This is a genomic window from Piscirickettsia litoralis (genome assembly GCF_001720395.1).
Classification (GTDB): domain Bacteria; phylum Pseudomonadota; class Gammaproteobacteria; order Piscirickettsiales; family Piscirickettsiaceae; genus Piscirickettsia; species Piscirickettsia litoralis.
In genome coordinates this window covers 629,752-641,597 of sequence record NZ_MDTU01000001.1, presented here as the reverse complement: position 1 = coordinate 641,597, position 11,846 = coordinate 629,752, and the positions used below count along the sequence as shown (strand labels likewise).

Annotated in this window: 15 protein-coding genes and 1 pseudogene; 12 read left to right on the top strand and 4 right to left on the bottom strand. The window is 38.6% G+C overall.

From position 1 onward, the window contains the following. A partial coding sequence (locus BGC07_RS03070; RefSeq protein WP_201258109.1) for a transposase occupies positions 1-222 on the bottom strand: 222 nt, incomplete at its 3' end. A 230-nt stretch (positions 223-452) separates the two neighbouring features. On the opposite strand from BGC07_RS03070, the gene BGC07_RS21125 reads away from it, so the two are divergent. The 8 genes from BGC07_RS21125 (at position 453) to BGC07_RS03035 (ending at position 5,023) form a co-directional block, all read left to right on the top strand. Next, complete coding sequence (locus BGC07_RS21125; RefSeq protein WP_201258108.1) at positions 453-599, top strand: hypothetical protein; 147 nt, start codon at positions 453-455, stop codon at positions 597-599. After that, positions 580-1,503 carry a chemotaxis-specific protein-glutamate methyltransferase CheB gene (gene cheB / locus BGC07_RS03065; RefSeq protein ID WP_235602869.1) on the top strand — a complete coding sequence of 308 codons (924 nt, stop codon included), beginning with the start codon at positions 580-582 and terminating at the stop codon, positions 1,501-1,503. Before BGC07_RS21125 ends, cheB begins: the two co-directional genes overlap by 20 nt. After that, positions 1,500-1,976 carry a CheR family methyltransferase gene (locus BGC07_RS03060; protein WP_069311914.1) on the top strand — a complete coding sequence of 159 codons (477 nt, stop codon included), beginning with the start codon at positions 1,500-1,502 and terminating at the stop codon, positions 1,974-1,976. Before cheB ends, BGC07_RS03060 begins: the two co-directional genes overlap by 4 nt. Continuing rightward, positions 1,963-2,313 (top strand): CheR family methyltransferase, encoded by a 351-nt coding sequence (locus BGC07_RS03055; RefSeq protein WP_077216726.1) that lies wholly within the window; start codon positions 1,963-1,965, stop codon positions 2,311-2,313. The genes BGC07_RS03060 and BGC07_RS03055 overlap by 14 nt, the downstream gene beginning before the upstream one ends. Before the next feature lie 11 nt (positions 2,314-2,324). After that, positions 2,325-3,377, top strand: coding sequence for a protein-glutamate methylesterase/protein-glutamine glutaminase (locus BGC07_RS03050; protein WP_069311912.1), 1,053 nt, complete (start codon positions 2,325-2,327; stop codon positions 3,375-3,377). Next, a complete protein-coding gene (locus BGC07_RS03045) occupies positions 3,368-3,661 on the top strand; it encodes a protein-glutamate O-methyltransferase CheR (RefSeq protein WP_069311911.1) in 294 nt (97 codons plus the stop codon). The genes BGC07_RS03050 and BGC07_RS03045 overlap by 10 nt, the downstream gene beginning before the upstream one ends. A gap of 20 nt (positions 3,662-3,681) precedes the next feature. Continuing rightward, positions 3,682-4,203, top strand: coding sequence for a CheR family methyltransferase (locus BGC07_RS03040; protein ID WP_069311910.1), 522 nt, complete (start codon positions 3,682-3,684; stop codon positions 4,201-4,203). Positions 4,204-4,474: 271 nt separating this feature from the next. Then, positions 4,475-5,023 (top strand): substrate-binding periplasmic protein, encoded by a 549-nt coding sequence (locus BGC07_RS03035; RefSeq protein WP_317135146.1) that lies wholly within the window; start codon positions 4,475-4,477, stop codon positions 5,021-5,023. A gap of 43 nt (positions 5,024-5,066) precedes the next feature. Here the strand turns inward: BGC07_RS03035 and BGC07_RS03030 are convergent, their stop codons facing one another. Then, positions 5,067-6,056 carry a magnesium transporter CorA family protein gene (locus BGC07_RS03030; protein ID WP_201258106.1) on the bottom strand — a complete coding sequence of 330 codons (990 nt, stop codon included), beginning with the start codon at positions 6,054-6,056 and terminating at the stop codon, positions 5,067-5,069. A gap of 164 nt (positions 6,057-6,220) precedes the next feature. On the opposite strand from BGC07_RS03030, the gene BGC07_RS03025 reads away from it, so the two are divergent. Further along, on the top strand, positions 6,221-7,882 hold the full coding sequence (locus BGC07_RS03025) for an AMP-binding protein (RefSeq protein ID WP_069311909.1): 1,662 nt from the start codon (positions 6,221-6,223) through the stop codon (positions 7,880-7,882). Between the two features lie 145 nt (positions 7,883-8,027). On the opposite strand, the gene BGC07_RS03020 is transcribed toward BGC07_RS03025, so the two are convergent. Together BGC07_RS03020 and BGC07_RS03015 are read right to left on the bottom strand one after the other, a co-directional pair. After that, on the bottom strand, positions 8,028-8,663 hold the full coding sequence (locus BGC07_RS03020; RefSeq protein WP_235602868.1) for a LysE family translocator: 636 nt from the start codon (positions 8,661-8,663) through the stop codon (positions 8,028-8,030). Positions 8,664-8,741: 78 nt separating this feature from the next. Continuing rightward, positions 8,742-9,671 (bottom strand): LysR family transcriptional regulator, encoded by a 930-nt coding sequence (locus BGC07_RS03015; protein ID WP_069311907.1) that lies wholly within the window; start codon positions 9,669-9,671, stop codon positions 8,742-8,744. A 195-nt stretch (positions 9,672-9,866) separates the two neighbouring features. Here BGC07_RS03015 and BGC07_RS03010 point away from each other — a divergent pair, with 195 nt between their 5' ends. The 3 genes and pseudogenes from BGC07_RS03010 to BGC07_RS23595 all read left to right on the top strand — a co-directional run. Beyond that, complete coding sequence (locus BGC07_RS03010; protein ID WP_069311906.1) at positions 9,867-10,316, top strand: hypothetical protein; 450 nt, start codon at positions 9,867-9,869, stop codon at positions 10,314-10,316. 25 nt (positions 10,317-10,341) lie between these two features. Further along, positions 10,342-11,007, top strand: coding sequence for a hypothetical protein (locus BGC07_RS03005; protein WP_139121596.1), 666 nt, complete (start codon positions 10,342-10,344; stop codon positions 11,005-11,007). A gap of 182 nt (positions 11,008-11,189) precedes the next feature. Then, a pseudogene (locus tag BGC07_RS23595) lies at positions 11,190-11,846 on the top strand (hypothetical protein); the annotation flags it as partial.

Below are 11,846 nucleotides of genomic sequence, written 5' to 3'. Positions count from 1 at the left end.
GTCGCCTTTGACTTGCTTTTGCGAATACCCGTTGCGTGAGTTAGAGCTAGGTGATGGCTTCTCGTGCTTTTGATAGCCTAGATGCTGCTCCATTTCAGCATCTAAAGCCGTTTGCAGCAAGCGTTTGATAAAGTCTTTGACTAAGCCATTTTCACCAAAAATATCCTCTTGGTTTTTGCATTTCTCTAATGCTTGATCAATGGCTTCTTGACTAATTGTCATGATTAACTCTCCTTATCTTTCAGTTGAAAGTAACGGTTGTTAACCATTTACACAATTATTTTTACATGCTCTTTGACTTGGTTATTTTGCTTTAGAATTATAACTATTTATTTTTAAATATATTTTAATTAATTTTTTATTTCTATTATTAATGAGCTTGTTAATAAATATTAGGCTTGTGCCGATATATATAGATAGAGCTATTTTATAGTTTGGTTGAATGATATTAAATGATTAAAGTGCTAGTCGTTGATGACTCAGAAGAAATTCAAAAACTGCTAACAGAGATTTTTGATCAAGACTCTGAAATTCAAGTTGTTGCGACCGCTACAGATGCCTATGATGCACGTCAAAAAATTGAAAAAATATCAACCTGATGTGGTGACTTTAGATACAGATATGCCTAAAATGGATGGCCTAAGTTTTTTAGAAAACTTAATGAGAGCTGCTCCTTTACCTGTCGTTATGATTGCTTCTCAAACGAAACAGCAGGCCAATGAAGCAGTAAGAGCGCTTTCTTTAGGTGCTGTTGATTTTATTTATAAGCCAGAAAATAATTTTGTCAGTGAGTTTAAAAAAATTGCTCCGGTTATCATCCGGCGGGTAAAAAGTGCTGCCGAGTCTAATGTTATTTATGAACCATTACTTGCAGAACATAGAAAAGCAGTTGGCTTAAAGTTAACTTCTGAGCAGCAGCAGAAAAAGCTAATTGCGATAGGTGCATCGACAGGGGGAACTGAGACTATACGCTCTTTACTCAAAGATTTGCCGGACAATTTGCCGGCGATTGTTATTGCTCAGCATATGCCAGCATCCTTTACTGCTGCGTTCGCAGAGAGCTTATCGCAGGACTTAAGCTTTCCAGTACATGAGGCCGTAGATTTGATGACATTAGAGCCTGGCCACATTTATATTGCACCGGGAGGTCGACACTTAAAAATAAAGCGCCGAGGCAAGCAGTATCAGTGCCAACTCTATACAGAGATAGAGGGCGTCACGTTTAAGCCTTCGGTTGATGTATTATTTGGCTCAGTCGCTCGAGCTTGTGGTAGAGATGCTGTTGGTATTATTTTAACGGGGATGGGCAGTGATGGTGCAGAAGGCTTGAAATTGATGAAAGAACAAGGAGGGTTTACCGTTGCCCAAGATCAAGAAAGTTCTGTGGTCTGGGGCATGGCAGGATCCGCGGTAAAATTAGGAGCGGCAGTGCGTATTGCTGGATTGCGTGAGATTGCTGGCGAGGTTGTTGAATATTTAATGTCGAATAAGGCATCATTATGAAAAGTTTAAATATCCCTTTATCCGGTGATGATTTTAAGTTTATTCAACAGTTAATGTATGACTCTTCTGGAGTTTACATTGAAGATGGCCGTTTTGATTTTGTTCATTTGCGTTTGGCTGAAATTGTTCGCTTGCGCCAACTTAAAGATTTCAAAGAATATTGCAAAATATTGACAGAGTCTCGCGAACATGTTCAAGAAATGGTCGATGCACTGACTACAAATTTGACTCACTTTTTCCGAGAATCTCATCATTTTAAGTTTTTAAAAGAAGTTATTTTTTCCGAATTAAAGGAAAATAATAAAGTAAGAATTTGGTCATCTGCGTGCTCAACAGGAGAAGAAGCATATTCCATTGCAATGGAGGCATTGAGTTATTTTTCTTTACAGGCGGGTAAAAGTATACAGGTGCTAGCCTCTGATATAGACTCTAAATCGCTTCAAAAAAGCAGAGCGAGGAATTTATCCAACTGATATTTGCCATAAAATACCTCCTGATCATTTAAAACTATGGTGGAAGGAAGGGGTTGGTGAGCATGGTAATCATATTGAGGCAGGGCATGAGTTACGCTCAACAGTGCAATTTGAAAAAATTAACTTATTGGGAGCAATGCCATTTTTTGAAAAATTCGATGTGATTTTTTGTAGAAATGTTTTGTTTTACTTTAAAGAAGAAGATCAGATTAAAGTGCAAGAAAAATTACTTAAGCAGCTTAAAAATGGCGGCTATTTAGTTTTAGGAAATTCAGATAAACTGCTGATTACTGATGGTTTAGAAGATGTGGGAATTACTGTGTACAAGAAGAAATAATTGAGATTATTATGATTAAAGTCTTAATTGTTGATGATTCTAAATTAATCCAAGAAGTACTAACGTCTCTTTTGTCGATGGATAAAGAGATAGAAATTGTTGATGTTGCGGAAGATCCATTTGATGCGCGTGAAAAAATAAAGCGCCATAACCCAGATGTAATTACACTTGATGTTGAAATGCCAAAAATGGATGGATTAACTTTTCTGGAGAATTTGATGCGCCTGCGCCCAATGCCGGTAGTTATGATATCAACGCTGACACAAAAAGGGGCGGATACAACATTAAAAGCACTTGAGTTAGGGGCTGTAGATTTTATTCCTAAGCCACAAGTAGAAAACATCGAGAAGTTGATGGAAATGAGTTCAGTTGTGATTAATAAAGTAAAAGTTGCAGCAAAGTCTAAAGTTATTCATCATGACGAGTACCATCAGGTCGCTAAAGTAAAGAGCTATCAAAGGCAGGCGAGAAGGCTAGAGGATAAAGTGATTGCTTTTGGCTCTTCAACTGGAGGAGTAACTGTCGTTAATGATATTTTGCTCGCTTTGCCTGAAAAAATACCTGCTGTGATTATTGCCCAGCATATGCCTCCGGAGTTTACAGGCTCTTTTGCAAGGCGCTTGGATAATGAAGTAAAACATCCCGTTTATGAAGCTGAAAATATGCAAGAGGTAAAAAGTGGTGCGATCTATATTGCGCCAGGTGGAAAAAATTTACAATTAAAGAAAAGAGCTGGAAGTGTACGCTTCAATATTTTTGAAGATTCGAATCAGTTTTCATTTCAGCCCTCTGTTGATGTGCTGCTTTCATCCGTTGCTAAATTATATAATAAAAATGCGCTGGGTATTATGCTGACAGGCATGGGCCGAGACGGTGCTGAAGGGATGAAAGAAATGCGTGATTCTGGAGCCTGCACTCTTGCTCAAGATGAAAGATCATCGTTAATTTGGGGAATGCCTGGAGCCGCTGTTGAGTTAGATGCCGTAACAAAAGTGTTATCGCCAACAAAAATTGTTGAACATATTTCTTATTTCATAGCAGAGGATAAAAAACTATGGAATTAAAGAAATTAGCACTAACTATAAATGATTTTGACTTCATACGTGAGCTGATGTATGAAGAGTCAGGCATTTATATTCAAGATGACCGTATGGATTTTGTTTACCAGCGGCTAATAGACTTAGTGCAGGCCGAACGCTGTACCTCTTTTTCTGATTACTGTCAATTACTGCAAGATAAGCCTCCTGAACAGGTGCATGATTTAGTCTGTGCGCTGACAACAAATTTAACTCACTTTTTTAGAGAGTCACATCATTTTGATTTTTTACGAAAAAACAATATTACCTAGTATTGAGAAAAGTGCACGTAATGACAAAAAAATGCATTCGTATTTGGTCTGCCGCTTGTTCCACCGGTGAAGAGGCTTATTCGATTGGAATGTCAGTGCTTGACTATTTTTATATGAAATACAACTTTGATGCAAAAATAACCGCATCAGATATTGATCATAAAGTGCTGAGCCATGCTCAAAAAGGGGTTTATTTGCTAGATAAAGCGAGTGACATCTATGAAGAGTACTTGAGGCGGTGGTGGTTGAAGGGGACTGATCTTCATATGTACCATATGCGAGCTAAGCGTGAGTTAAAAGAAATTATTCATTTTAAAAAATTAAATTTACTTGGTTCTTGCATGTTTGAAGAAAAATTTGATGTTATTTTTTGTAGAAATGTTTTGTTTTACTTTAAAGAAAAAGACCAAAAAAAGGCGCAAGCCATGCTTGCACGGAATTTAAAAGTGGGAGGATATTTGATTTTTGGTCATGCTGAAAAATTTTACCCTATGGAAGGTTTAGTCAATGTTTCTACTGGGGTCTATAACAAAGTTTCTTAAGCTTGTCATTTTTAAAAGCACAGTTTCTCACCTACACTTTGTTATAAGTTGTAAAGAAGAACAACATAGTATGATGATATGGTAAGAGCGCTCTTTTTATTATTTATTTTTTTGTTGCAGAGTTTAAATGGTTATGCGACAAAAATAAAACAAGTTCGTCTGGTGAGTATTGACTATCCTCCTTATTATGGCCCTAATTTGCCACACCAGGGTGTTGTTACACAGATAATAAAAAAGTCATTTAAAATTTCTGATATAGAGGTGAAAGTAGATTTCACCACATGGGCACGAGCAAAAAAAGTTAGCTCAACAAGGTCTATATGATGGTATTTTCACTATTTGGTATACTCCAGAGCGTGAAAAACACTTTATTTACTCGAAGGGCTTTATTCCAAATATTTTAGGTTTTTATAGCTTGGAAAATTCAAAAATTGAAAATGGCCGATTAAAGAGCTTAGAAGGGTATAACGTCGGTGTTGTGCGCAGTTACGCTAACCCAAAAGCGCTTATGGTTTCTCCTGTCAATATTTTTATTGGTAATAGTGATGAAGAAAATACCCGCTTATTAATTAATAGACGTTTGGATGCGATTTTAATAGACAAATATGTTGGTCAATCTCTTTTTTATAAAAATGCAGAAAAAGGGCAGAAACTGCGTTGGTTAACTCCAGCGGTGGCTAAAAAAAATCAATATTTTGCCGTTTCTCGATCAATTAAAAATGCTAGAGAAATTATTGATGCTTTTAATCAGGGTCTAGAAACTTTACGTAAGTCAGGTGAGTATGACAAACTTGTTGATAAGCTTGCTAGACCTCAATAATAAATCTACCATGTTAGAGTTAAAAAGTAGCGTGTATATTTCCCTAAAATATACTTACAGCCACTTTTTGAGTTTGAAAAAAGATAATCAATGAGATGGCAATGCCAATCATGCCAACGATGGTAAAATCATAACCATGTGGGTTAGACAGCCCTGGCATTTTAATAAAGTTCATACCAAAAATCCCGGTAACAAGAGTCGTTGGTAAGAAAATTGATGACATAAGGGCAAGAACACGCATGACTTCATTGGTTTGATTGCTGATAATTGAAAAGTGCAATTGCAATAAGGCTTCAAGGTCGCTCTCGAGTTTTTGGGCATGGCGTAAGACGCGGCGAATATGTTCTGAAATATCGCTGAGGTTAATCGTTAAATGTTCGACGACTTGGCGGTCTAAAGCAACGTCGGTGCGTATGCTATAGCGCCAATTGCGTAAAACATCCTCTTGTTCTTCACACAGCGTTCGAATGGTTTGGATATCGCCTTTAAACTCCATAATTTCGTCCCAGTTTTTAAAGGGCTTATTATGAGTCAGTAATTTGTTTTGCCAGCGTGCGAGGCTTTCCCCCATGAGTGTACGAACCCCTAAGAACTGATCGATTTTAGTGTCAATAATCATCTCAAGTAAGGCTTCTGGATATTGTGGGATCCGGCGATGTGTCATGCTCAAGCGCTTGACAACAGCAGGAATGGCTTCGTCTTCGGGGTTATGAACACTAATCAAAAAGTCATCAATCAAAAAGAAGGCGCAAGAGTCGGTTTGTAGTTGTGGCATATGAATAGACTTCACAGAGCGAAAAACCAGAAAGTCATAGTCATACATGCTATCAAAGGAAGAAGGGTGATTGACAGTGACCTGGTCTTCTAAATGGCGCTCATGAATATCAACTTGGCATAGCTGCTTTACGGTTTCAAAAAGATTGTGTTGTTCACCACGAGTAAAATCGAGCCAAAGGTAACCTGAAGAGGGGACTTCTTGAGGTAGAGAATCTAGGCGGTGTACGCTATGCTGATCGATATGGAAGATATTCAAAGTCACCCCCTTTTTTCTAGTCTTTCTGTAGGTTAGTTTTATACATATTTTGTTCCAACCTTGCTAGGCATATCGCTATCATACAGATTTTTAATTTGGATGCCAGACTAGAGGCTAACTTTGTATATACTTATTGTAGTAACACACGGAATGTAAGGATGTTTATGGATAAGCCTTGGTTGTCGGAATACCCTCCTGGCGCTCTGACAGAAATTGACCCTAGCCAGTATGCTTCATTGGTGCAAATGTATGAAGAGGCTTGCCAAAAATACAGTGATTGTCCTGCGTTTAGCTGCCATTTTTCAGCGTTGTCTTACAGCAAAATGCATCAATTGAGTACCCAATTTGCCGCTTTCTTGCAGCAAGAGCTTAAACTAGTGCCAGGAGATCGCTTTGCCATTCAATTGCCGAATCTTTTGCAATACCCTGTTGTGCTCTTTGGTGCTTTGCAAGCAGGCCTTACGGCGGTTAATTTGAACCCGTTGTACACAGCAAGAGAGCTTGAAGAAATTTTACAAGATGCAGAGCCAAAGGCCTTAATTGTTCTTGAAAACTTTGCCTGTAATGTTGAAAAGGCTAAACAGGGAACAACTGTTGAGCATGTGATCGTTACGTCTGTCGGTGAGCTTTATCCATTTGTTAAAAAGCATTTGGTTAATTTTGTTGTCCGTCATGTTAAACGTGTAGTGCCTAGTTGGTCTATTAATAATGTGATTTGGTTGAGTGATGCCTTAAATCGTGGTAGCAATTATACACTTTCTCCTGTTGCAGAGGATGCTAATCGTTTAGCGTTCTTGCAATATACAGGTGGGACGACGGGACGACCGAAGGGAGTGATGCTTTCTCATCGCAATATGATTGCGAACTTACTACAAGCACAAACATGGATTACACAAGATTTACGAGAGGGGCAGGAGGTTATGATTACCGCTCTGCCGCTTTACCATATTTTCGCGTTACTGGCGAACTTGTTTTTATTTACTATGATCGGTGGATTAAATGTACTTATTCCTAATCCGCGTGACTTAAAAGATTTTTTAAATATTTTATCTAAAACATCATTTACAGGTATCGCAGGAGTGAATACGCTTTATGATGCTTTGTTGCACCATAAAAGTTTTCAAGAACTCGATTTTTCAAATTTGCGTGTCGCAATTGCAGGTGGAATGTCTTTGCAGCAAAAGGTGGCAGAGCAGTGGCAGCAAGTAACTGGACTTCCTATTGTCGAGGGCTATGGTTTGAGTGAAACATCTCCGCTGGTGACGTTAAACCCATTAAAGCAAAGTGGTTTTACTGGAAGTATTGGCTTACCTGTGGCATCGACAGAGGTAAAAATATGCAATGAAGAAGGGGAGGCATTAGCGGTTCGGGAAATTGGTGAAATTTGTGTGCGTGGTCCACAAGTGATGCAAGGATATTGGCGAAATGAAAAGGCGACGCGGGCAACATTAGATGCTGAAGGTTGGCTTAAAACCGGTGATATTGCTTACTTTGATGAAAGGGGCTATTTCTATATTGTTGATCGGTTAAAAGATATTATTGTGGTTTCTGGGTTTAATGTTTATCCCGCTGAAGTTGAGAATATTATTATGGAATTAGGCCCTGTGCGTGAAGTAGCGGCCATCGGTGTGAGTTCGGAGCGGTCTGGTGAGCAAATTAAAGTCTATATTGTACTTAATGAAGGACAGTCGTTGTCTGAAGCTGAAGTCAAAGAGCATTGCACTAAACAGTTAACCGCTTATAAGCAGCCGAAGATCATTGAGTTTATTGAAGAGTTACCCAAAACGGTCGTTGGCAAAGTCTTAAGAAGAGCGTTACGAGACTAGTGTTTATTTTCAATATAATGGCAGAGGCTATCAGGCTTATTCTGTTTCTAAAATAGAAGCCTTGATGGTTTAGTATAAAACCTGTTGTTGATTGCTTTAGTGAGCCTTAATTCCTCTGGATAATATGTAAGCTGCATTAGTCACTCTAATTTAGTGAGTGACTAATGGTTGAGATGATAAAAACACCGGCCAAAAGAATGAGTACTATACCTGATAGGCGATCAATTAATAAGGCTTTATTTCCTAGTGTTTTTAAAACTTTTGGGTTTGACAGGATAAAAGCGATTAATGTATACCAGAGTCCATCCACAAGCGTGGGTGTTGCAATGATAATAAGCTGGCTGGATAACTCATGACCGAGAGATACAAATTGGCTAAATAGCGCAAGAAAAAATAGGGCAAGTTTTGGGTTTAATAGTGAAATCATTAAACCATCTCGGGCTGTTTTGTGCAGAGGAGCGGGCTGTCCTGCAACGAGTTTGGATTGAATCCCACCTTTTGAGCGCAGTGCATTAACGCCTAAATAGATTAAATACCCAGCACCCGCGTAGCTGATTAAACTAAACAATACGGGAGATGTTTTGAGCAAGACGGCTAAGCCAAATAAGGTTAACATAGCATAGAAACCAACGCCGATTGCATGAGACCAGGATGTTACTATGCCGTGCCAACGACCATTCGCTAAGCTATGTCTGACAACCACAGCTAAACTTGGGCCTGGAGACATCGCTCCGAGCAAACAGACTGCAAGTAGAGAGAGCCAAATACCTAATGTCATCATTATCCTCCTGCTTTTAGAAACATAACTTAACAGGTTTTAGTTATTAAATGAAATCAAAGCTTATCATGGTAGTTATGATTAAAATTCATGACTATCTGAGGCCATTGAATACATAGAGTTTTTAGTGAGTGCTAGGGCTTTATTTCGTAGCCATTGATGAGAAGGCTCGTTATTGTATTTAGGGTGCCATATCAACCAATACTGATAGCGTGGAGTTGGAATAGGAAGTTTAGTATAGTGAATGTCGTATAACAGCTTCATATTGATAGCAATATGCTCTGGGATAACAAGAAGCATATCTGTTTGGCATAGTGTATTTAAGGCTGAGCCAAAGAAGGGAACTGTATGACGAATTGTGCGTTGCCGATTGATTTTAGTAAGTTGCTCTTCAACGAAACTGTCTTTATCACCGCCGCCGCTAATAGAAATATGATGATAGTCAATAAAGTCATTGATTGTTAGTTTTTGTTTTTTTGCCAAAGGGTGATTAGCACGCATTACACAGACGGGCCGATCAGCACCGATTTTAGCTTTGCATAAATCATCTGGAATGTGTGTGATCATGGTTGAAGCGAGTTGAATATCTAAATGCCCCAATTGCGTTAGATACTCAGGTGACCATAGTCGATAGGTAATATTAAGATTGGGTGCTTGATCAGATAATAAGCTGATAATATCGGGTAAGATATGTTGAGCAACATAATCAGATGATGAGAGCGTCACGTTACCTTGCCAGGTTGCTGGATTAAAAGTGACTGGCTCAAATAGGCTATCACACTGGTTTAATAAGCCAGTAATTTTATTTTTTAGCGATAGTGCTCTTGGTGTGAGCAATAGATTGTTTCCTTCACGAACCAGAAGAGGGTCGTCAAAAATATCTCGTAGTTGACTGAGTTGTCGGCTGATAGCGGATTGTGTGAGGTTTAGCCGTTCTGCTGTTCGAGTGACATGGCACTCATCTAAGAGTGTTTGGAGTGTTCGTAATAAATTTAAATTATGATGGGACATGGCGTAGAAGAATTCCTATTAATTCGATTGTTCATCATTAAGCTTTGTTCTGCTTTAGTGTAAATTTTATTTGTTTAACAAACTTTTCAAAAAGTTAACAGTTATTTGTTGTTATGCCTTAAAATACCAACATATTCCCATCTGCTTTAGTTTGCTAGTATTTGCTTTCAAATTTATTGAAGAAGGATTCTTACTATGGCTGTTATAGAAGAAGATCTAAGAGAAGAAATAGGTCAAACTCGTTCGCCAGTTCGCCGACCAACTCCATCATTCAGTGTGGTTTCTGCTTCAAGAACCCCGCTTCTTTCTACTCGGCCTAGTAGCCATGATGTAGAACTTTCGCTTCCAGGTCACCGGCGTTGCTATCTTTCTTGTTTTGTTAAAGCTGTCATTATGGTTGCTGCAATGGGGTCGGGGTTCTCTGGTTTTGCTAGTGGGCAGTCATTGGAGGGAATTATTGATAATGAATCAGTCATTCAAGCTATAGGGATTATCGCCGCTGTAACTTATTCACTTTTCAATACCAACGCTACAAAAGAGTTAATAGAAAGAATTACTAAAGGAGAAGACTCTTCAATTAAAAAAATGTGTTGCTTCTTTTTGGCTGCGATTGCTTCTACACCAGGAGGTTTTTTTAACTTTTAACGGATTACAAAATCAGCCAAATATAATGAGTAGTCTAGCAATATCAGTTCCATTTTCTCTAGCTAACTTTATGGGGTCAATGTGTGCAACAGCGAATGCTATGCTATTAGCTCCCACTGACTCAAAAAAACTTAAAGAACAGCTAGGTGCATATATCGTCGCTTTTATTTCTGCAGCTGCTCTACTTGTTGCGCCCACCTTATCGGCCGCCCAAGGATTGGAGAAAGCGCTTCCTTCTCTTTCTTCAGGCGCTTGCTTAGGTATCTTATCTGCATTCAATAGCTTAAGTGCTAGTATATTTACACAAGGCTTAGTTGATTTTAAAGGCCAACAATTTAGCTCATGTAGCAGCCAAGGTCTTAAATGTTCTGATATTATCGCTAACGTATTGGCGTATACTATGGCGGCTGTGACTGCACTTTCTTTTTCAGCCTTAAACTGCCTTATCTCTGATGAAAAAGAATTTCAAATACCCGCTATGATAGTCGCGGGAGCAATAACTACAGCTATTTGGGGTGCAGGTTTGAAATCACTCTTTCAGGAAATTAAAAAATTTTGCGCCACTGATCCTGGTAATACTCCACGCCCACCGCAATATTCAACAGTCATTCAAGACGCCATTGAAGAGTCAGCGAGGACTGAGAGAGACCGATCGGTTAGTCAGAGTGGGGCCATGGCCCCTGGAGTCTAATTTTTAAGAAAAGCTTATTTTAATCCAGCGTTTGTTAATGAATGAGTGATATTGCCTGTTATAAATATTACTTAGATTTATGGGGCTACAATTCAGTTTTATTCTGTTTTTCAGTTGGCTATAATGATAGGTTTTAAAGCATTAACAAATGACCAAATCGGATTTAATTAAGAAGGTAATGGATGAGGATGCAGCCTGATAATAACCACCTCGAGCTGGTTACAGGGAGCCTTGATTGCACAATATCATTTGATTTTATGGCATTAAGCGAAGGCTCAATTAAGTTATATAAAAATGATATCGTCGTTGAGTATGAGCAGTTAGTCTTAAAGAAGAACTTTACCCATATTGAATGGATGCTCGAAAGAGACTGTCAATACTCTCTTGTTGTTTTAGGTGATGTAAATTTAGCAAATGGCTGGTTTTATAATAAGAAAACGATATTTGATAAAGGCGGTTTTTGCTTTTCCTATCAAAAGAGTGGCTGGTCCAGTTATCACTCACTGGATAGCGGTCAATTTTTTTACCGGGATGAAAACCGACTGCAATATCACTTTTCACCGTGTACGGGCTGGATGAATGATCCAAATGGGCTTGCCTATTATAATGGTTATTACCATTTGTTTTTCCAATATAATCCATATCAACCTCACTGGGGTAATATGCATTGGGGGCATGCGATAAGTAAAGATTTAGTCTTTTGGAATCATTTACCGGTTGCTCTTTATCCAAGTGATAAGCTTAATAATCGATTTATTGGTGGGACTTTTTCTGGAAGCGCCTTACTTATCGACGGAGAATTAACTCTTATTTATACGGACCATTTTGAAGACTCAGAA